Raw genomic sequence first — 20,808 nt, 5'->3', positions numbered from 1 at the left:
TGCTGTCAAGCGGCAAAGACGCAGGTCAGCGCTTGCCCGGGGGACGCGCCCCACGGGCGATGCCCAGGCCTTTCACCGGTGGCTGCGCCGGTGCGTCGTCGCCGCCGGTCTCCTTTGCCGGCTCCGCTTTCGGCACCGGCTCGGCTTCGGCCTTGGGTGTCTCCGCCTGAGGTGCTTCTGCCTTGGGTGCCTCGGCCTTGGGTGCCTCGGCCTTGGGCGCCGCCTTCTTGGCCCCGGGCCGCTTGGCGCCCGCCGCGATGCCCAGCCCCTTGACGGGTGCCGCGGGTGCCTTGGCCTCGGCCTCGGGGGCGGCTTCCGGCGTGGCCTCCGCCTGAGTGGCCTCGGTCCTGGCGGCTTCCGGCTTGGGGGCCGCCGGGGCGGCCTTCTTGGCGCCGGGTCGCTTGGCGCCGCCGGCGATGCCCAGCCCCTTCACGGGTGCGGCGGTGTCCGCCGTGGCCTCGGCCGCGGGGGCCGCCTTCTTGGCGCCGGGCTTCTTGGCCCCACCGGCGATCCCCAGGCCCTTGGCGGGGGCGGCCGGCGCGGCCGCGGCCTTCGGGGCCTCCTCGACCGGGGCCTCCTCGGCGGGTGCCTCGGCGGGCGCGGTGGCGGTGGCCGTCGAGGCCTTGGGCGCCTCGGCCGCCCGCGCTTCAGCCCTTTCGGAGGCCTCCTTGGCGGCCGTGCCCTTCTCCGGCAGCGTCGCCTTGTCGTACTCGAGGGACCCGAGCAGGATCTGCGCGACGTCGAGCACCTCGACACCGCTGCGGCCGGCCTCCTCCTGACGGTCGTTGACACCGTCGGTGACCATCACCCGGCAGAAGGGGCAGCCGGTCGCGATGGTGGCGGCCCCGGTGGCCAGCGCCTCGTCGACGCGTTCGTGGTTGATGCGCTTGCCGATGTGCTCTTCCATCCACATCCGCGCGCCGCCGGCGCCGCAGCAGAAGCTGCGCTCGGCGTGGCGTGGCATCTCGGTCAGGTTCGCCCCCGCGGCCCCGATCAGTTCCCGCGGCGCCTCGTAGACCTTGTTGTGCCGGCCCAGGTAGCAGGGGTCGTGATAGGTGATGTCCTGCGACACCGGCGTCACCGGCACCAGCTTGTTGTCCCGGATCAGCCGGTTGAGCAGCTGGGTGTGGTGCAGCACCGAGTAGTTCGCGCCGAGCTGGCGGTACTCGCGGCCCAGGGTGTTGAAGCAGTGCGGGCAGGTGACGACGATCTTGCGGTCGACGGTCTCGACGCCCTCGAACAGTCCGTCCAGCGTCTCGACGGCCTGGGCGGCCAGCTGCTGGAACAGGAACTCGTTGCCCGAACGGCGCGCGGAGTCGCCGTTGCAGGTCTCGCCGGTGCCGAGCACCAGGTACTTCACGCCGGCGATGGCCAGCAGCTCCGCGACGGCCTTGGTGGTCTTCTTGGCCTTGTCGTCGTAGGCGCCGGCGCACCCTACCCAGAACAGGTACTCGTAGCCGTCGAAGCTGTCGACGTCCTCGCCGTAGACCGGCACGTCGAAGTCGACCTCGTCGATCCAGCTGGTGCGGTCCGACGCGTTCTGGCCCCACGGGTTGCCCTTGGTTTCCAGGTTCTTGAACAGCACCGACAGTTCCGAGGGGAACTCGGATTCCATCATCACCTGGTAGCGGCGCATGTCGATGATGTGGTCGATGTGCTCGATGTCCACCGGGCACTGCTCGACGCAGGCGCCGCAGGACACGCAGGACCACAGCACGTCGGGGTCGATGACGCCGCCCTGCTCCTCCGTGCCGACCAGCGGCCGGGTGGCCTGCTCGGGGCCGGATCCCATGACGCGGCCGAAGCCGGACTCGGGAACGTGGTGGGCCTCGGCGTGCTTTTCGCCGGACAGTTCCTCGCCGACCCCGCCTTCCGGCGTGCTCTCGAGCGGGCTTTCCTTGGAACCCAGGATGTAGGGCGCCTTGGCCATCCAGTGGTCGCGCAGGTCCATGATGACGAGCTTGGGCGACAGCGGCTTGCCGGTGTTCCACGCCGGACACTGCGACTGGCAGCGCCCGCACTCGGTACAGGTGGCGAAGTCCAGCATGGCCTTCCAGCTGAAGTCTTCGATCTTGCCGCGGCCGAATTCGGCGTCGTCGGGCGGGTTTTCGAAGTCGATCGGCTTGCCGTCGTGCTCCAGCGGCAGCAGCGGGCCCAGGCCGTTGGGCAGCCGCTTGAAGATGACGTTGATGGGCGCCGTGAAGATGTGCATGTGCTTGGAGTGCAGCACGATGATGAGGAACGCCAGCATGACCAAGATGTGCAGCAGCAACGCCGTCGTTTCGATGATTTCGTTGGCGGGCTGGCCCAGCGGTCGCAGGATGACGCCGAACAGCTGCGACAGGAAGGCGCCGTTGCCGTAGGGCAGGGTGCCGTTGTTGACCGCGGCTCCGCGCACGAACACGTAGGTGAAGACGACGTTGAAGATCATGAACAGCACCAGCCAGGCACCGCCGGTGTGCGAGCCGTAGAACCGTGACTGGCGCCCGATCTCCTTCGGGCTGCGCATCAGACGGATGATGGCGAAGGTGACGATGCCGAGGAAGACGGCCGTGGCGAAGAAGTCCTGCAGGAAGCCCAGCGCGTCCCAGCGCCCGATGATCGGGATGTGGAAGTTGTCCTGGAACAGCAGGCCGTAGGCCTCGATGTAGACCGTCAGCAGGATGAAGAAGCCCCACATGGTGAAGAAGTGGGCCAGGCCGGGGATCGACCACTTCAGCAGCTTGCGCTGGCCGAAGACCTCGGAGAGCTCGGCCCAGACGCGTTTGGCGGGCTCGTCGGTGTGACCCGGGGCCGGCTTGCCGGACGTGATCAGCTTGAACAGCCACAGGACACGCCGTGCGGCGAGTGCGGCCACGATCAGCGTCATGCCCATGCCCACGATCAGCCTGATGAGCATCTGCGTCGTCACAGAAGTTCTCCCCAATGCATAGATAAATTCGGCCCGTGCTTATTTGCCTGCTTAAGCCCCGCTCATAGTTACATCTCCGCGGCTTTCGGCGCGAGAAAGGCTGCCCTAACTTGGCAGTTCACCGATGCCTCTGGCCTGCCGATTAGTACCCGCTCACCAAATATGACGCTTGCGGAAGTGATGAGCGCCACCAAATCTCGCTAAATGACCTTTTGTCGGGGCCTTTGGCGGCCCGGACGCAATTCGTCTCGTCAGCGCCCGAACGGCGGTTGAAAGATGGGCGGCAGCGGCCGCGTGCGGGTCGTGGTCGGCGCCGCGGTGGTGGTCGCCTGCGACGTCGTGGTGGGCGGGGCGGTCGTGGTGGTGGTCGTGCTCGGCGGCGGCGCCGTTGTGGTCGTCGTCGACGGTTCCGGCGCGGGTGTCGTGGTGGTGGCCGGTGCCTCGCTGGACGGCGGCGGCGGCGCCGGGATCACGGTGACGGTGGTGCTGTCGTTCGGCCCGGTGATGGTGACCGTCTGCGGTGGTGCCGTGGTAGTCGGCGACGTGGGACTGACCGGGGTGGACTTGGTGAGCAACAGGTTGATCGCCAAGATCAGGGCCACCAGCACCGCGGCGCCCGCTCCGGCCACGCTGAGCACCAGCGCGGTGCGCTTGTACCAGGGCAGCCGCCCGGGGGCGGTGGCGTAGCGGCTGCCGGTCGCGTCGTCGAATTCCCTTGCCTCATTGGCGTACTCGCCGGTGGCGTCGCGCCCGGTGTAGGGCACCGGCTCGTCGTTGTCGGCGTCTTGCGACCACGCCAGCGCGTCGTCCACGTCGGTGGCCTGCGCCGCCCAGGCGGCCTGGGTCATGTCGAGCCCGGCGGTACCCACCATCTCCGTCGGCGTTTCCACCGCGGCGGCCGCGGCGGTGGGGGCGACGCCCGACGCGTAGTGCGGGCCCAGCACCGCGGCGCCGAGGGCGGCGCTGAGCGCAGGCTGCGCGGTGCTGTGCACCGGCACCCCGAAACGCTGCGACAGGCGCGCTTTGAGCAGCGGGATGTTCGCGCCACCTCCGGTGATCGCCACGGCGCTCAGCCCGGCGTTCGCAATGCCGTTGCGGCGCAACGACTCCTCGACGGACGCGAGGAACCGGTCCAGCGGTGCGGAGAGCAGCTGCTCGAAGTCGGTGCGGGAGAGCTGGGCGCCGTCGCCCGACGCCCCGGCGATGGTGCCCACCGCGGCCGTCGAGAGTTGTTCCTTGGCGCGGCGGCAGGCGCCGAGCAGACGGGCCTGCGACCCCATCCGCGCCGCGCCACCGAGCATGGCGGTGCTGACGTCGGAGGCCAGCAGGTGATCGAGGACCAGCTGATCGATCGCGTCGCCGGAGAAATCGGTGTTTCGCGTGGCCGGCCCGACGGGCGCGAAGCCGGCCTTGGCGTCCATCAGCGTGACGGTGGTGCCGCCGGCGCCGAAGTCGCACAGGGCAATCACGCCGTCGGCCCCGAATCCCGGCGTGCCGCGCAGCGCCGCGAGCGCGGCCGTGGCGTCGGAAACCAGCATCGGTGCCACCCCACCGCGCGCCAGATCCGACTGCGCGAAGAACTCCTCCCGCAGCGCCGCGAACTGCGCGTCGGACCAATAGGCGGGCACCGCGATGGTGATCGGTGACCCGTAGCCCACCGCCCGGGCCATGGCTTCGATCGCCTCGACCGTCAGGGCCGCACCCAGGTACTTGGTGCCGTCGGCCGCCACCAATGGCGCCCGGTCGCCCACGCGTTCGACGAACCCCCGCAGCACCAGGCCCGGTTCGGTCAGGTTCGGATTCTCTTCTGGCAGGCCAACTTCGGTGGGTCGCTGCTCGAACAGGGTCACCACCGAGCTGCGGGTGATCGGAGCGCGGCCCGCGCGGGCCGCTACCAGGTTGGCCACCCCGATCGATAGGCCGAGCGACTCGCTCATGTCCCGCACCCCTGTGTCAGTCGTCCCGTTGCCGTCGCACGGTGATCCTCACCGTAACGACCGTGGATTGCAGCGAGTGTAGGGCTTCCCCGGCGCGCCGCCAGGGAACCGCGGCGGGGTTTGCCACCGTCTCACTAACGCAGGCCGGGCGGCACCGTGACCGGATTCGGCACCCCCGGAACGGTGATCACCGACGGCAGCTGCGGCAAATGGTGATGATGCGACGGCTGCTGCGTCTGTCCCCCGGTGGGCTGCTGTTGCGTCGGCTGCTGCGCCGGCGGCTCTTCCGCGCTGCTGCTGGGCGAGGACGAGGTGGTGGTCGTGGTGGTCGTCGGCGTCGTCGTGGTGGTCGTGGGCGTCGTGCTCGTCGTCGTCTTGGGGACGTGGCTGACGGTCTGACCGTGGATGAGTTCGATGATGCCGAACACGATCAGCGCGATCAGGATGACGACGGAGACCAGCCAGGCGATGAGCATCGCCGGCTTGCGATACCAGGGAGTCGGCTCGCTCTCCTGGTCAAAGGGGTCGCCGCCGTCGGGCTGCTCGAGCCCCTGCGGCGGGTTCGGCGGGGGGGCCGGTGGCGGAACATCGCCGGTGGGCGGCTGTTCGCTCACCCCGAAGTCGCCGTGCTGCGTCGGCTGGTTGTGGAAGTCGTCTCGTGGGCCATTGGATGCCACGGGACCGATCGTACTGACCCCGCCTGCCAATCTCCTGATGCCAGCCCGGTGCGAGAAGTCCGAGCGCTCAGAACGCGCTCCGACGAGCCGCGATTGGTGGTTAGGTCGAGATCGTGGATTCCCTGGTGAAGTTGTTTCGGGACACCGGCGCGGTCCGGATCTTGGTCTCCGTGGCGCTCGGAGTGGCCGTCGCCGTCGTGGTGGGCAACACCGCCGGTTGGCGTTTCGCGCTGGCCGGCTGGGTCGTCACCGCCGGAACGTATGTGGTGTGGACGCAGCTCATCGTGCTCGGCATGGACGCCGAGCAGACCTGCCGATGGGCGACGCGCGAGGACCCGACCCGGTGGATCGCCGACGCCGTCATCCTGTCGGCGAGCGTCGCGAGCCTGGGCGGGGTCGGCTACGTGGTGGCCGCGGGGTCGCGCGCGGGCCACGAAGCTCTGGTCGCCGCCGTTTTCGGCATCCTGACCGTCGCGGCGTCCTGGGTGGCCGTGCACACGCTGTACACCGTGCACTACGCGCGGCTCTACTACTCGGACGAGCCGGGGGGCATCAACTTCCACGACCCCGAGCCGCCGCGCTTCCGGGACTTCGCCTATCTGGCCTTCACCGTGGGGATGACCTACCAGGTGTCGGACACCGAGATCGGGCTGACCACGATCAGAGCGACGGTGTTGCGCCATGCGCTGCTGTCCTACCTGCTCGGGGCGGTCGTGCTGGCGGTGACGATCAACTTGATCGCGGGGCTGGGCTCCAAGATCTGACCGACGCGGTCACACGCCGGCCATCGAGCGGCCGCGAAGGATCCGCTCGATGTGATCCATCAGCTCGCTCGGGTGGTTGGCGGCGCCGTCTCGCCAGACGATGAGTGCGTTGAGAAGGTTGTCCGGCTGGACGGTCAGCCGCAGGCCCAGGAGCACGGTCGCGGTGGTGTCCCCGGCGGCGTCCAAGGGGCGGTAAGTAATAGCGACCTGCAACGACTCACCACCATTCGGCCTTGGGAAGATCTTGGGCTCGATCGACTGCACCAGTTCCCGCCGGATTTCGGTCAGCTCGCTCCCGCGCTCGACCAGTCGCACGGTCAATGTCCGCGGGCCGAAGCAGAGAAGACAACGTCGCCACATGCGCACGACTCCCCACACGGTCAGTGGGGTCACGCCCAGCAGCAGGAAGCCGCCGTACCGGAGCCACGCCGGATTGCCAGGCGCGAACCCCAAATCGACCATGGCGACCCCCATCAGCGGCAGCAGCAACGTCACGCTGTAGGCGCTGCCCTCGTACCAGGGGATGTAGCGGCAGACGATCTCGTCACCGGTCCGGCTGACCGCGGCACGCAGAACCCGCCGCTGACCGATGAGGATGATGCCGCCGACCACAGCCCCGCCGACAGCTAGAGACCAACGGGCTCCGACCAGCGCGTCGATGACCGCCATCAGGCACAATGCACCACCGAAGGAATAACGCAGCACCCGCCAGCGGGGCTTTGGTTTGCCGCCGGGCATCAGTGCCCCTCTCGCTTTCCGCTGCCCGGGGCGCAGTGACGACCGGCGGACGCCGGAATTGCCGCCGGACCCGGTCGGGCGGAAAGCCAGATCTGGGTCGGATCTACCGACGAGTCGCGCAGCGCGGTGACCGTCAGCTGGGCTATCAGCGTCTCCTTTTCGGCCATGATGATCCGGGACTGCGACGTGCTGTCGACGGTGCCTAGCTCATGTGCGATTTGCATCGTGAGCGCTCCCACCATACCGACGCCCTCGGTGGCCGCTGTGAATTCCCGATGCAGTTCACGGCATCTCGGCGCCGTCTGCAACTGCTGCTCGCACAGCATGACGAACACTTCGAGGGGGTCCAGCGCGGCCTGGACCCGATGCATCGTCAACACCGCGTTGGCGCAGAACACGTCGGTGCGCGGGTCATCGCGCCAAGCCCAAACCCGTACACCGACGGCGGAATCGAAGGGTTCCCACCGTGGCGGTACCCCTACTTCTACAACGAAGCCGGCAAACCGATCGACCGGGGCCACAGCGAGGCCGGTCTCCGCTACGAACTCATCGAATCGCATAGGCCTACCCGAAACCGAAGACAGATTCCACGCCGCGCACGGCACTTCCGACCGCGTCCGAGACCGGCTGCCAGAGCGCTTCGACCCCTTTGGACGCCACGAAGGCAGCGCCAGCACCCACGACGGCGCCTGCCACCAAGCCAACCGCCGTTCCTGCCCCGGGAACGGCCGAACCGATCAGTGCGCCAAACTCCGCGCCCGCATACATTCCTGCGGCGATACCCGCAGTCTCCCGGGTGATCGCCTCCGGCACGGAGTTGCCGTCTTTGATGTCGGACATGACGGCCGGTATGGCGCCGGCCGCACCGACCACACCGCCGATCCGCGAGAACCCCGGGATTTCGACCCCGCCGATCTTTGTGTCTTCCAGCCATCTCAACAAGGCCGGGTCCGTCTTACCGGGGCCCGTACCGGGGGACTCGGCGATCAAGTTCGTCGTCGCCTGACGAACACCGTCGGCGGTACCACCGGCGATCGCACCCGCAGCCCCGGTCGCCACCTCCCCCTTCGTGGGGGCCAACGCGGGGCCTCCGCCGGGCGGGTCGCCCGGTGCCTGACCGGGTGCCGGGCCGGGTCCCGCCTGACCGGCTGCCGCCGGGGCGGGCCCCGCCTGGGGGCCGACGGTGTCATACCCGTCCGCGTGCAAGGTCCCCATCGCGTCCTGAAACGACTTGGAGTAGCCGTCGCGTGTCGCCTGCAGCTGGGTCAGCGCGGCTTTCGTGTCACCGATGGCGTCGTCTTCGCATTTGGCGATAAACGCTTCGAGTGCGTCGAAGTCGGCCTGGCTGAGGTCGTCGTCGTCTTCCATCTCGTCGGCTTCGCCGATCAGCTCGTCGAGGTTCTGCAGCTTTGCCTCCAGTGACGCGATCTGACCGGCCGCGGTTTTCTGCGCCTCGGCCAACGTCGCGGCGATGTTCTCCAGGTCCGCGCCGATCTTCGGTATCTGCAACGATTGCGCCCCGAGGGCTTTCGTGACTCGCTGCACTTCGTCGGAGCCGGTGATCGGATGATCGCCGTTTTGGTGGTTCCAGGCGGCCTCGAAGCGCGTACGGGCCTGCTCGAATGCGTCGTTGGCCTCTTTCGTGCAGCGTCCCGCTTTGCGAAAGGCCTCTGCGAGGTTGGAAATCTGCAGTGGGTTCCCGGCTTGCAGGCTTGCGTTGATCGCCCAGGGGTCGCCGCCCGCAGCGGCGATCAGCGCCGGGATGCTGAGATATCGCAGTTGCATGGCGTCCTCAGCTGCCCGTCCGACTGCCAGTCAAGCCGGTTCTGGGCGTGGCCGAACCGACAAGCATCGCCACCCCCCTGTTGAGCTCAGGAGCAAGGTTAGTGATCCAGGCTCGGTAATCAATTCACGTCGCACCCTCGCGTCGCACGCCGGGCAAGCTGTCCTCATGGAGCGGGTGTTGTTGACCGTGGGCCATGGCGCGGCCCGCCGAGAGCGGCTCACGGAGTTGCTTGCCGGAGCGGGAATCGCGCTGGTGGTGGACGTGCGGCGCTACCCAGCCAGCCGGACCAATCCGGACGTGCGTCGGGAGGCCCTGGAATGCTGGCTGCCGCACGGCGGCATCGACTACCGGTGGGAGCCGCGCCTCGGCGGGCGCCGGCACATCGCGGCCGGCGAGCCGGAGCCCGACAGCTGGTGGACGGTGGCCGCGTTCCGCGCCTACGCCGCCTACACCCGGACGCCGGAGTTCGACGCCGCGCTCGACGAGGTCCTCGCCGACGCGGCCCAGCGCACCACGGCGGTGATGTGCAGCGAGAGCGTCTGGTGGCGCTGCCATCGGCGGCTGATCGCCGACGTGGCGGTGCTCGGCCGCGGGGTGCCCGTGCGGCATCTCATGCCAGACGGTCGGCTCAATGCGCACCGGCCCGCCGACGGTGCCCGCCGCCGCCCCGACGGCCGCCTGGTCTGGGACGGATGATCGACCGAATTTCGTTGTAGCGCAAGCGATCTGATGTTCCAGGCTAGAACGTGCTGACCTTCTCGACGCTGACGAACATGCCGTGCTTGGTCTGGTCGTTGGTGAAGCGGGTGCCGTCGGCGTTGGCGATGATCGTCCAGCCCTGCGCCGCGTAGGTCTTGTAGTCGATGGTGACGGTCGGGATGGCCCCCAGGTTGCCCAGCACCCACTGCACCTTGCCGCCGCTGTTGATGCTGACGCCGTTGGCGTGCTCGCCGTCCTGCATCGGGGAGTTGGTGAAGGGCGCCTCGCAGCCGACGGTGTCCTTGTTGATCTGGCAGCGCGTCACACCGGATTTGGTCTCGATGAAGACGTAACCGTTCTGGTCGGGCGGCAAGGGGATGGCGCCGGCCGGGTTGGTGGGGTTGGCCGGCGCGGTCGACGGGCCCGGTGCCGGGGCCGCGGTGCCCGGCGGCGGCGTGGACCTGGGGGTGGGGAAAGACGGTTCGGTAGGTCCGGCTCCCGGCGAGGCCACCGGTCGGCCGCCGATGATGGAACTGCAGCCCGAGACCAGCTCCGAGCCGGCCATCAGGGCCACGAGCAGCAGCGAACCACCGGCCAGGCTTCGCCGCGCATTCTCCGAAAACCGCACCCGCCGCTCCCCAGACGATTCATATAGCGGCACTGAGGTTACGCACGCCGACGCACAAGTCGCTGCCCCGGCGCGGGTTCGATACAGAGCCGATGGCCCAGGTTTATCGCCGCGTGACCGCCCCGGCGTGGCGAGCGTCCGGATCACCGGGCACGAGCTGCAGTGGCGGCTCTACGTCGCGACCTCGGCGAACCGGCAGGCCAGCGCGGCCACCCGTGCGCTGCTGGCGCTGATCGAGGAGGTTGCCGGGGCCGCCACATATTCTCTGGCACCCCGGGAACAAGCCGGGCCCGACCGCCGTTAGCATTATCGACAAGTTGAGCGAACCACACTCAATACTGGGTTGACAGCCCACCGCCCCAGGGGCAGGCTTGAGCGGGGTTCACTCAGCATAGTGGCACCAGACAAGCTCTACATATTCAGGAGGAATCACTATGGCTCGTGCGGTCGGTATCGACCTCGGGACCACCAACTCCGTCGTCGCAGTCCTCGAGGGCGGTGACCCGGTCGTCGTCGCCAACTCCGAGGGTTCGCGGACCACGCCGTCCATCGTCGCGTTCGCGCGCAACGGGGAGGTGCTCGTCGGCCAGCCCGCCAAGAACCAGGCGGTCACCAACGTCGACCGCACCATCCGTTCGGTCAAGCGGCACATGGGAACCGACTGGTCCATCGAGATCGACGACAAGAAATACACCGCTCAGGAGATCAGCGCCCGCGTCCTGATGAAGCTGAAGCGCGACGCCGAGGCGTACCTGGGTGAGGACGTCACCGACGCGGTGGTCACCGTGCCGGCGTACTTCAACGACGCCCAGCGCCAGGCGACCAAGGAAGCCGGCCAGATCGCCGGCCTGAACGTCCTGCGGATCGTCAACGAGCCGACCGCGGCGGCGCTGGCCTACGGCCTGGACAAGGGTGAGAAGGAACAGACCATCCTGGTCTTCGACCTCGGTGGCGGTACGTTCGACGTCTCGCTGCTCGAGATCGGCGAGGGTGTGGTCGAGGTCCGCGCCACCAGCGGTGACAACCACCTCGGTGGGGACGACTGGGACGACCGCGTCGTCGAATGGCTGGTCGACAAGTTCAAGGGCACCAGCGGAATTGACCTGACCAAGGACAAGATGGCGATGCAGCGGCTGCGTGAGGCCGCCGAGAAGGCCAAGATCGAGCTCTCGAGTTCGCAGAGCACCTCGATCAACCTGCCCTACATCACCGTCGACGCGGACAAGAACCCGTTGTTCCTCGACGAGCAGTTGACGCGCGCCGAATTCCAGCGCATCACACAGGATCTGCTGGACCGGACCCGCAAGCCGTTCCAGTCCGTGATCAAGGACGCCGGCATCTCGGTCTCCGAGATCGACCACGTGGTCCTGGTGGGTGGTTCCACCCGGATGCCCGCGGTGACCGACCTGGTCAAGGAACTCACCGGCGGCAAGGAGCCCAACAAGGGCGTCAACCCCGACGAGGTTGTCGCGGTCGGAGCGGCCCTTCAGGCTGGCGTGCTGAAGGGTGAGGTGAAAGACGTTCTGCTGCTTGACGTTACGCCGTTGAGCCTGGGTATCGAGACCAAGGGTGGTGTGATGACCAAGCTCATCGAACGCAACACCACGATCCCCACCAAGCGGTCGGAGACCTTCACCACGGCCGACGACAACCAGCCGTCGGTGCAGATCCAGGTCTATCAGGGTGAGCGCGAAATCGCTTCGCACAACAAGCTGCTCGGCTCCTTCGAGCTGACCGGCATCCCGCCGGCTCCGCGCGGCGTCCCGCAGATCGAGGTCACCTTCGACATCGACGCCAACGGCATCGTGCACGTCACGGCCAAGGACAAGGGCACCGGCAAGGAGAACACGATCAAAATCCAGGAGGGCTCCGGCCTGTCCAAGGAGGAGATCGACCGGATGATCAAGGACGCCGAGGCGCACGCCGAGGAGGACCGTCAGCGTCGCGAAGAGGCCGACGTCCGCAACCAGGCCGAATCGCTGGTCTACCAGACGGAGAAATTCGTCAAGGACCAGCGCGAGGCCGAGGGCGGCTCCAAGGTTCCCGAGGACACGCTGTCCAAGGTCGACGCCGCGATCGCCGAGGCCAAGACGGCCCTGGGCGGCACCGACATCACCGCGATCAAGGCGGCGATGGAGAAGCTGGGTCAGGAGTCCCAGGCGCTCGGACAGGCGATCTACGAGGCCACCCAGGCCGCCGGCGAGCAGGCCGGTGGCGGCGCGGCGGGCGACGGGGCTGGCTCCGCTGACGACGTCGTGGACGCGGAGGTGGTCGACGATGACCGGGAGTCCAAGTGACGGAAAGCAATCCACACGAACAGGTGACGGTCACCGACAAGCGGCGAATCGATCCCGAGACCGGTGAAGTACGGCAGGCTCCTCCCGGCGGCACGCCGGGAGGGGCGCCGGCCGGCGAGCCGGCCGAGAACGCCGACGGCAAAGTCGCCGAGCTCACCGCCGATCTGCAGCGGGTGCAGGCCGACTTCGCCAACTACCGCAAGCGGGCGCTGCGCGACCAGCAGGCCGCGGCGGACCGGGCCAAGGCCGCCGTCGTCAACCAATTGCTGGGCGTGCTAGACGATCTCGACCGGGCCCGCAAGCACGGCGACCTGGAATCCGGACCGCTGAAGTCGGTGGCCGACAAGCTGGAAAGCGCGCTCAACGGCCTTGGCCTGACGGCGTTCGGCGAGGAGGGCGAGGACTTCGACCCGGTGCTGCACGAAGCCGTGCAGCACGAGGGTGACGGCTCGCGGCCGGTGATCGGCACGGTCATGCGGCAGGGCTACAAGCTGGGTGATCAGGTGCTGCGCCACGCGCTGGTCGGCGTCGTCGACACGGTCGCCGACGAGGGCGATGCGCCGGCCGCCACCGGCGAGTCCACCACGGCGGCCGGGGAAACCGAGCCGGCCGAATCGGACGATAACGCCGGCACATCCGGTGACTAGACCACACAATCAGCACAACAGAAGAAAGGTGAGGGGGTGACGCGACATGGCCCAGCGTGAATGGGTCGAAAAGGACTTCTACAAGGAGCTGGGCGTCTCCTCTGACGCCAGCCCCGAAGAGATCAAACGCGCCTACCGCAAGTTGGCGCGCGATCTGCACCCGGACGCGAACCCCGACAACCCCGCCGCCGGCGAACGATTCAAGGCGGTCTCCGAGGCGCACAACGTCTTGTCGGATCCGGCCAAGCGCAAGGAATACGACGAAACCCGAAGGCTGTTCGCCGGCGGTGGTTTTGGCGGGCGCCGGTTCGACAGCGGCGGGTTCGGTGGCTTCAATGTCGGCGGTGACGGCGCTGAGTTCAACCTCAACGATTTGTTCGATGCGGCCGGCCGCAGCGGCGGCACCAACATCGGTGACCTGTTCGGCGGCCTGTTCGGGCGCGGGGCGGGCGCCCGGCCCAGCAGGCCCCGGCGCGGCAACGACCTCGAAACCGAAACCCAGCTGGATTTCGTCGAGGCCGCCAAGGGCGTGGCGATGCCGCTGCGGCTGACCAGCCCGGCGCCGTGCACCAACTGCCATGGCAGTGGCGCGCGGCCGGGCACCAGCCCGAAGGTGTGTCCCACCTGCAACGGTTCCGGCGTCATCAACCGCAACCAGGGCGCGTTCGGATTCTCCGAGCCCTGCACCGACTGCCGCGGCAGCGGGTCGATCATCGAGCACCCCTGCGACGAGTGCAAGGGCACCGGCGTGACCACCCGCACCCGCACCATCAACGTGCGGATCCCGCCGGGCGTCGAGGACGGACAGCGCATCCGGCTGCCCGGCCAGGGCGAGGCGGGGTTGCGCGGTGCGCCCTCGGGCGACCTGTACGTGACGGTGCATGTGCGCCCGGACAAGGTGTTCGGCCGCGACGGCGACGACCTCACCGTGACCGTCCCGGTCAGCTTCACCGAGTTGGCTTTGGGCTCAACCATTTCGGTGCCCACCCTGGACGGCAAGGTCGGTGTCCGGGTGCCCAAGGGCACCGCCGACGGCCGCATCCTGCGGGTGCGCGGGCGTGGCGTTCCCAAGCGCAGCGGCGGCAACGGCGACTTGCTGGTGACCGTCAAGGTCGCCGTACCACCGAATGTGGAGGGCGCGGCCCAGGAGGCGCTGGAGGCGTACGCCGCCGCCGAGCGCTCCAGCGGCTTCGACCCCCGGGCGGGATGGGCAGGTAATCGCTGATGGCCAAGGGCTCGAGCAATTCGAGAAAAGAGGACGCCCGGACCTTCCTGATCTCGGTGGCCGCCGAGCTGGCCGGCATGCACGCGCAGACGCTGCGCACCTACGACCGCCTCGGCCTGGTCAGCCCGCGCCGGACTTCCGGTGGGGGACGGCGGTATTCGGAGCACGACGTCGACCTGCTGCGCGAGGTGCAGCGGCTCTCGCAGGACGAGGGCGTCAACCTCGCCGGCATCAAGCGCATCATCGAGCTCACCAATCAGGTCGAGGCGCTGCAGGCCCGGGTCAAGGAGTTGACCGAGGAGCTTTCGCAGATCCGCGCCAGCCAGCGCCGCGACGTGGCGGTGGTACCCAAGAGCACCGCGCTGGTGGTGTGGCAGCCGCGGCGGGGGCGCTGATTCTCGCTCGTTTCACTTACGCCCCAAGGGTTCCTGCCTCCGGAGGCATGCAAAATTCGCGAAAGCGCTAGCCCATGTGCTAGCGCTTTTCGCATTCACCTGGTGACCACCAGACAGCGACTGCAGTGGCCCGAGTGGTCACTGAGATCACACCAGGATCGAAAACTGCGTGACGGCCGGCTCGCCCGGCCGCGCGCAGCGGTAGCCACCCCGCCGCAGCGCGTCGGTGGGCGCGGTCATCGGCTCGAAGGACACGATCGTCTTCGTGGGGTCCTCGGGCGCCGGGGCGAAGATCTGCGCCGCCGGATAGCCCCGCTCGAAATGCACCTCGATGCGCCGCCCGCCACCGGACACCGCGAACACCGCGCCGTCGGCCACCTGGTCGTAGGCGTCGTCGAAGGTGTTGTCGCGCAACGCCTCTTGCCGCGCCGGCTGCGGCTCGGAAGCGCCGGTGGGCAGCCCGGTATCGTCGAGGCCCAGATGCCGCAACGGCGGTGTCTCGATGATCCAGTCGGCCCGCGGGGCCTCGGGCACCTGCAGGTAGGGATGAAACCCGAAGCACAGCGGCACCGCCCGGTCACCGGTCGCTCGCACGGTGGTCCGCACCGTCAGCGTCCGGTCGGCCAGCCGCACCGCGACCGTCAGCACGTGCGGATACGGGAAGCTGGCCAGCAATCGGGGATCGGCGCCGAAGTCCAGTTCGGCGGTCAGCTCGTTGTCGGTCTCGGCCGTCACCCGCCACCCGGGGTAGGCGGCCAGGACGCCGTGGATGGGTAGCCCGTTGGGGTCGGCGCGCACCCCGTTTTCCCCCGGCGTCAAGGTCACCGTGACGTCCTGGGCCGTATAGGTGTTCTCGCCCAGGCGGTTTGCCCACGGGTACAGAATCGGGATTCCCATCGTCTTGCCGTCGGAGACGTAGGCGTCCAGGCCGCGGCGCTGCCCCAGCAGCTCCACACCCGCGTCGCGCAGCGACGTGCCGATCATCCCCGCCTCGGGAACGAACTGGGCGACCACGGGCGATGCCGGATCGCGCAGGGTGACGACATGCATGGCTACCTCCATAGCGGATCATGCTGAATGCGCTCGGGCGGAGCGCCTTTCGCGACCAGGGCTGCCTTGGTGGCGCTGACCATCGCCGGCCCGCCGCAGACCAGGATCTGCCGGTCGCCCCAGCCGCCGTATTTGGTCACCACGTCGGGCAGCCGCCCGATCTGGTGCACATGCAGGCCACGTGGCGGCGTGACGTCGGGATAGTCCGCGGCCCACGACGGGTCGCTGTTGTACTCCGAGACGGGGGAGACCGCCAGCCACGGACTGTGCGCGGCGACCTGCCACAGGGTCGGCAAATCGTAGAGCTCGCAACGGTATCGGGCGCCGAAGAACAGATGGATGCGCGGGTTCACCGCGAACCGAGACAGGTCCATGATCAGCGCCCGCAGCGGCGCCAGGCCCGTACTGCCGGCGACCATCAGCACGTCGCCCCCGTCGCGGTCGACCCGCAGACCGCCGTGCGGGCTGGACAGCCGCCACCGGTCGCCGATGCGGGTTTCGCCGACGATCGCGGGGCTGACCAGGCCGCCGGGGACCAGGCGGACGTGAAACTCGATCCCGCCGCCGGGGTCGGCCGGAATGGCCGGGCTCAGAAACCGCCAGCGATGCGGACACTGGGGCACGTGGACGTTGACGTACTGGCCGGCGTGGTAGTGCATGGGTTGATCGAGCTGCAGCCGCACGACCGCCAGGTCCCGCGACACCCGCATGTGCTCGATGACGGTGCCGTCCCACCAGGCGGGGCCCTCCTCGGCGTCCGCGGCGCCGCTCATCACCCCGGTGATCAGATTCAGCGACTGCCGGGCCGCCGCGTCCACGGCGTCGGTCCACCCCGCGCCCAGGTGCGCGCGCAGCGTCGACAGCAGCGCGCGCCGCAGGGTCTCGTAGTGCGCGGGCAGCACACCGTATTTGCGATGGTCGCGGCCGAGCTGGGCCAGGAACGCCACCGGCTCCTGCGCGCGCCGGGCGACCAGCTCGCCGTACACCCAGTGCAACGCGTGACCGAAAGCGATCCGCTGGGCGGCCATTTCGGGCGGGAACAGATCGCGCACCGAGCCGTCGAGCGCGAACCACTGGGTGTAGAAGCGGTGCACGAGTGCGGCGGAGTCACCGGCCGAGTCCGCGGGCGCGAAGGCGTCGCGCAGCACCCGCAGCGCTTCGGTGTCCTCCAGGCTCACGGGCCCCGATTCTAGGCTCGGCCGCCGGCTCAGCCCTGTCGCACGACGTTGGCCGTCCCGGCGTTGGCGATTTTGGGCGAACCCCAGTGATAGAGAACGACGTTGCCGCTCCCCGATGCGCTGACTGCGTCGGTGCTGTCGACCGCGACGTGGTTGCCGCTGCCCGAAACGCTGACGCTGGTGCAGTGCCCGGTGAGCGTGATGGTGTTCTTCTCACCACTCACCGACAGGTATCCGCCGTGGCAGGGCAGCGTCTTCGTCATACCCGTCCCGCTGACCTGCAGCGTCCCGGCCTGCGGGACCGCCGACGGGCTGCCGCCGGAGAGATCGGTGTGGAACCCGACCGCAAGCAGGCCGACGAACGCCAGCGCGAAGGCCACGCCGGCCAGCCACAGGCCGGCGCGCGGGCGCGGCGCCGTCTCGGGGTCGGTGTCGGCCTGGTCGGGGGGCTGCATCGTCTGCGTCATCGCTACGGGGGTACCCCCTGTGCCGTGCTGCTCAAAACTCGATAGAGTTGAGCGGAACACACTCAACCTTGACGGCGTTGAACTAGCGGACAAGCATTTTTGCAAACCTTTTTGTACCCGAACGGAGCTCGTCGTGGACTCTTTCAACCCGACCACCAAGACCCAAGCGGCGCTGACCTCGGCGCTGCAGGCGGCCTCGGCCGCCGGTAACCCCGAGATCCGGCCCGCACACCTGCTGATGGCCCTGCTCACGCAGGCCGACGGCATCGCCGCGCCCCTGCTGGAGGCGGTCGGCGTCGACCCGGCCACCATCCGCGCCGAAACCGAGCGGGTGCTCGAGCGGCTGCCGCAGGCCAGCGGTGCCAGCTCGCAGCCGCAGCTGTCGCGCGAGTCGCTGGCCGCCGTCACCACCGCCCAGCAACTGGCCACCGAGATGAACGACGAGTACGTCTCGACCGAGCATCTGCTGGTGGGCCTGGCCACCGGCGACTCCGACGTCGCCAAGCTGTTGACCGGCCATGGGGCCTCGCCGCAGGCGCTGCGCGAGGGCTTCGTCAAGGTGCGCGGCAGCGCCCGGGTCACCAGCCCCGAGCCGGAGGCCACCTACCAGGCGCTGGAGAAGTACTCCACCGACCTGACGGCGCGCGCCCGCGACGGCAAACTCGACCCGGTTATCGGGCGCGACAACGAGATTCGCCGCGTCGTGCAGGTGTTGAGTCGGCGCACCAAGAACAACCCGGTGCTGATCGGCGAGCCCGGCGTCGGCAAGACCGCGATCGTGGAGGGCCTGGCCCAGCGCATCGTCGCCGGCGACGTGCCCGAGAGCCTGCGCGACAAGACCGTCATCAGCCTGGACCTGGGCTCGATGGTGGCCGGCGCGAAGTACCGCGGCGAGTTCGAGGAACGCCTCAAGGCCGTCCTCGACGACATCAAGAACTCCGCCGGGCAGATCATCACCTTCATCGACGAGCTGCACACCATCGTCGGCGCCGGCGCGACCGGCGAGGGCGCGATGGACGCCGGCAACATGATCAAGCCGATGCTGGCCCGCGGCGAGCTGCGCCTCGTCGGCGCCACCACACTCGACGAGTACCGCAAGTACATCGAGAAGGACGCCGCGCTGGAGCGCCGCTTCCAGCAGGTGATGGTCGGCGAGCCCTCGGTGGAGGACACCGTCGGCATCCTGCGCGGGCTGAAGGACCGCTACGAGGTACACCACGGCGTGCGGATCACCGACTCGGCCCTGGTGGCCGCGGCGACCCTGTCCGACCGCTACATCACCGCGCGCTTTTTGCCGGACAAGGCCATCGACCTGGTCGACGAGGCCGCCAGCCGGCTGAAGATGGAGATCGACTCGCGGCCCGTCGAGATCGACGAGGTTGAACGGCTGGTGCGCCGGCTCGAGATCGAGGAGATGGCGCTGGCCAAGGAGGAGGACGAGGCCTCCAAGGAACGGCTGGAGAAGCTGCGCTCCGAGCTGGCCGACCAGAAGGAAAAGTTGGCGGAGCTGACGACGAGATGGCAGAACGAGAAGAACGCCATCGACGTCGTGCGCGAGCTGAAGGAACAGCTGGACACGCTGCGCGGGGAGTCCGAGCGCGCCGAGCGCGACGGCGACCTGGCCAAGGCCGCCGAGCTGCGCTACGGGCGCATCCCCGAGGTGGAGAAGAAGCTCGACGCCGCGCTGCCGCAGGCCGAGGCCCGCGAGAACGTGATGCTCAAGGAGGAGGTCGGTCCCGACGACATCGCCGAGGTGGTGTCCGCGTGGACCGGGATCCCGGCCGGGCGGATGCTCGAGGGCGAGACCGCCAAGCTGCTGCGGATGGAAGACGAGCTGGGTCAGCGCGTCATCGGGCAGAAGAAGGCAGTCACCGCGGTCTCGGACGCCGTGCGGCGGTCCCGGGCCGGCGTCGCCGACCCGAACCGGCCCACCGGCTCGTTCATGTTCCTCGGGCCGACCGGCGTCGGGAAGACCGAGCTGGCCAAGGCGCTGGCGGAGTTCCTGTTCGACGACGAACGCGCGATGGTCCGCATCGACATGAGCGAATACGGCGAGAAGCACTCGGTGGCACGGCTGGTGGGCGCCCCGCCCGGCTACATCGGCTACGACCAGGGCGGCCAGCTCACCGAGGCCGTGCGGCGGCGCCCGTACACGGTGATCCTGTTCGACGAGATCGAAAAGGCGCACCCGGACGTGTTCGACGTGCTGCTGCAGGTGCTCGACGAGGGCCGGCTGACCGACGGGCAGGGCCGCACCGTCGACTTCCGCAACACCATCCTGATCCTGACGTCCAACCTGGGTTCGGGCGGCGACGAGGAAATGGTGATGGCCGCGGTGCGCTCGGCGTTCAAGCCGGAGTTCATCAACCGGCTCGACGACGTGATCATCTTCGCCGGCCTCGAGCCCGGTGAGCTGGTGCAGATCGTCGACATCCAGCTGGCCCAGCTGCAGAAGCGGCTGGCTCAGCGCCGCCTCACCCTGGAGGTGTCGCTGCCGGCCAAGCAGTGGCTGGCCCATCGCGGATTCGACCCGGTCTACGGCGCGCGGCCGTTGCGCCGGCTGGTGCAGCAGGCCATCGGTGATCAGCTGGCCAAGATGCTGTTGGCCGGCGACGTGCACGACGGCGACACCGTTCCGGTGAACGTCAGCCCCGACGGCGACTCGCTGATCCTCGGCTGAGCCTCGCCACCGTGCGGCGCCAGGGGGACCATCCCACGGGACGGCTGTTCCGTCCTGTAATTGGGTTGTGACCAGCCGGACTTCTTTATTCCGGCGCGATTGCGGATACCCTGTGTGGGATGGTCCCCCTTTGGTTCACGCTCTCCGCGCTGTGCTTTGTCGGTGCGGGGGTGTTGCTGTACGTCGACATCGATCGGCGGCGCGGGCGCAGCAGGCGCCGCAAGTCGTGGGCGCGATCGCACGGTTTCGACTACGAGCCTGAATCAACCGACATCCTCAAGCGCTGGAAGCGCGGCGTGATGTCGACGGTGGGCGACGTCGCCGCCCAGAACGTGGTGCTGGGCCAGATCCGCGGCGAGGCCGTCTACATCTTCGACCTCGAAGAGGTCGCCACCGTCATCGCGCTGCACCGCAAGGTGGGCACCAACGTCGTGGTGGACCTGCGGCTCAAGGGGCTCAAAGAGCCACGCGAGAGCGACATTTGGCTGTTGGGTGCGATCGGGCCGCGGATGGTGTACTCCACCAACCTCGACGCCGCCCGCCGGGCCTGCGACCGCCGGATGGTCACCTTCGCGCACACCGCACCGGACAGCGCCGAGATCATGTGGAACGAACAGAACTGGACGCTGGTGGCCATGCCGATCACCAGCACCCGCACCGAGTGGGACGAGGGCCTGCGCACCGTGCGCCAGTTCAACGACCTGCTGCGGGTGCTGCCGCCGCTGCCCG

At 68.7% G+C, this 20,808-nt stretch carries 19 protein-coding genes; 9 read left to right on the top strand and 10 right to left on the bottom strand.

Annotation, left to right across the window (positions count from 1 at the left end; translation table 11 throughout):
* Positions 1-25: 25 nt before the first annotated feature.
* From DQP57_RS20810 to DQP57_RS20800, 3 genes are all read right to left on the bottom strand, one after another.
* Complete coding sequence (locus DQP57_RS20810) at positions 26-2,911, bottom strand: (Fe-S)-binding protein (RefSeq protein ID WP_205869189.1); 2,886 nt, start codon at positions 2,909-2,911, stop codon at positions 26-28.
* A gap of 251 nt (positions 2,912-3,162) precedes the next feature.
* The gene (locus DQP57_RS20805) at positions 3,163-4,848 is read right to left on the bottom strand and encodes an Hsp70 family protein (protein ID WP_112634575.1); all 1,686 of its coding nucleotides are present in this window, start codon (positions 4,846-4,848) and stop codon (positions 3,163-3,165) included.
* A 134-nt stretch (positions 4,849-4,982) separates the two neighbouring features.
* Positions 4,983-5,525, bottom strand: coding sequence for a hypothetical protein (locus tag DQP57_RS20800; RefSeq protein ID WP_112634574.1), 543 nt, complete (start codon positions 5,523-5,525; stop codon positions 4,983-4,985).
* 113 nt (positions 5,526-5,638) lie between these two features.
* On the opposite strand from DQP57_RS20800, the gene DQP57_RS20795 reads away from it, so the two are divergent.
* On the top strand, positions 5,639-6,289 hold the full coding sequence (locus DQP57_RS20795) for a DUF1345 domain-containing protein (protein ID WP_112634573.1): 651 nt from the start codon (positions 5,639-5,641) through the stop codon (positions 6,287-6,289).
* A 9-nt stretch (positions 6,290-6,298) separates the two neighbouring features.
* Here the strand turns inward: DQP57_RS20795 and DQP57_RS20790 are convergent, their stop codons facing one another.
* The 3 genes from DQP57_RS20790 to DQP57_RS20780 form a co-directional block, all read right to left on the bottom strand.
* Positions 6,299-7,027 (bottom strand): hypothetical protein, encoded by a 729-nt coding sequence (locus DQP57_RS20790; RefSeq protein WP_112634572.1) that lies wholly within the window; start codon positions 7,025-7,027, stop codon positions 6,299-6,301.
* Entirely contained in the window at positions 7,027-7,398 is a 372-nt protein-coding gene (locus DQP57_RS20785) for a hypothetical protein (protein ID WP_240631831.1), read from the bottom strand. Before DQP57_RS20785 ends, DQP57_RS20790 begins: the two co-directional genes overlap by 1 nt.
* 193 nt (positions 7,399-7,591) lie before the next feature.
* Complete coding sequence (locus DQP57_RS20780; protein ID WP_112634570.1) at positions 7,592-8,812, bottom strand: hypothetical protein; 1,221 nt, start codon at positions 8,810-8,812, stop codon at positions 7,592-7,594.
* Between the two features lie 175 nt (positions 8,813-8,987).
* Between DQP57_RS20780 and DQP57_RS20775 the strand changes: the two genes are divergently transcribed.
* The gene (locus tag DQP57_RS20775) at positions 8,988-9,509 is read left to right on the top strand and encodes a DUF488 family protein (protein ID WP_205869191.1); all 522 of its coding nucleotides are present in this window, start codon (positions 8,988-8,990) and stop codon (positions 9,507-9,509) included.
* Positions 9,510-9,552: 43 nt separating this feature from the next.
* On the opposite strand, the gene DQP57_RS20770 is transcribed toward DQP57_RS20775, so the two are convergent.
* Complete coding sequence (locus tag DQP57_RS20770; RefSeq protein ID WP_112634584.1) at positions 9,553-10,140, bottom strand: hypothetical protein; 588 nt, start codon at positions 10,138-10,140, stop codon at positions 9,553-9,555.
* A gap of 127 nt (positions 10,141-10,267) precedes the next feature.
* Between DQP57_RS20770 and DQP57_RS20765 the strand changes: the two genes are divergently transcribed.
* From DQP57_RS20765 to DQP57_RS20745, 5 genes are all read left to right on the top strand, one after another.
* Entirely contained in the window at positions 10,268-10,444 is a 177-nt protein-coding gene (locus DQP57_RS20765) for a hypothetical protein (RefSeq protein WP_205869188.1), read from the top strand.
* A gap of 130 nt (positions 10,445-10,574) precedes the next feature.
* The gene (dnaK, locus tag DQP57_RS20760; protein WP_112634568.1) at positions 10,575-12,437 is read left to right on the top strand and encodes a molecular chaperone DnaK; all 1,863 of its coding nucleotides are present in this window, start codon (positions 10,575-10,577) and stop codon (positions 12,435-12,437) included.
* The gene (gene grpE, locus DQP57_RS20755) at positions 12,434-13,084 is read left to right on the top strand and encodes a nucleotide exchange factor GrpE (RefSeq protein WP_112634567.1); all 651 of its coding nucleotides are present in this window, start codon (positions 12,434-12,436) and stop codon (positions 13,082-13,084) included. Before dnaK ends, grpE begins: the two co-directional genes overlap by 4 nt.
* 46 nt (positions 13,085-13,130) lie before the next feature.
* Positions 13,131-14,309 (top strand): molecular chaperone DnaJ, encoded by a 1,179-nt coding sequence (dnaJ, locus tag DQP57_RS20750; protein ID WP_112634566.1) that lies wholly within the window; start codon positions 13,131-13,133, stop codon positions 14,307-14,309.
* Positions 14,309-14,704 (top strand): heat shock protein transcriptional repressor HspR, encoded by a 396-nt coding sequence (locus DQP57_RS20745; protein WP_112634565.1) that lies wholly within the window; start codon positions 14,309-14,311, stop codon positions 14,702-14,704. The genes dnaJ and DQP57_RS20745 overlap by 1 nt, the downstream gene beginning before the upstream one ends.
* 147 nt (positions 14,705-14,851) lie before the next feature.
* Here DQP57_RS20745 and DQP57_RS20740 read toward each other — a convergent pair whose 3' ends face one another.
* Genes DQP57_RS20740 through DQP57_RS20730 form a run of 3 tightly spaced genes read right to left on the bottom strand, consistent with a single transcriptional unit; the run spans position 14,852 to position 17,399 of the window.
* Positions 14,852-15,754 carry an aldose 1-epimerase gene (locus DQP57_RS20740; RefSeq protein WP_112634564.1) on the bottom strand — a complete coding sequence of 301 codons (903 nt, stop codon included), beginning with the start codon at positions 15,752-15,754 and terminating at the stop codon, positions 14,852-14,854.
* Between the two features lie 2 nt (positions 15,755-15,756).
* Entirely contained in the window at positions 15,757-16,932 is a 1,176-nt protein-coding gene (locus DQP57_RS20735) for an FAD-binding oxidoreductase (protein ID WP_112634563.1), read from the bottom strand.
* A gap of 29 nt (positions 16,933-16,961) precedes the next feature.
* Complete coding sequence (locus DQP57_RS20730) at positions 16,962-17,399, bottom strand: DUF3060 domain-containing protein (RefSeq protein ID WP_240631830.1); 438 nt, start codon at positions 17,397-17,399, stop codon at positions 16,962-16,964.
* Positions 17,400-17,532: 133 nt separating this feature from the next.
* Here DQP57_RS20730 and clpB point away from each other — a divergent pair, with 133 nt between their 5' ends.
* Both clpB and ttfA read left to right on the top strand, forming a co-directional pair.
* Positions 17,533-20,079, top strand: coding sequence for an ATP-dependent chaperone ClpB (gene clpB / locus DQP57_RS20725; RefSeq protein ID WP_112634562.1), 2,547 nt, complete (start codon positions 17,533-17,535; stop codon positions 20,077-20,079).
* Between the two features lie 119 nt (positions 20,080-20,198).
* Positions 20,199-20,808: trehalose monomycolate transport factor TtfA (gene ttfA / locus DQP57_RS20720; RefSeq protein WP_112634582.1), on the top strand; the 610-nt coding region annotated here is incomplete at its 3' end.

The sequence above is a fragment of the Mycobacterium colombiense genome, from assembly GCF_003284935.1.
Lineage (GTDB): Bacteria > Actinomycetota > Actinomycetes > Mycobacteriales > Mycobacteriaceae > Mycobacterium > Mycobacterium arosiense_A.
This window is presented reverse-complemented; position numbering and strand designations above follow the sequence as displayed.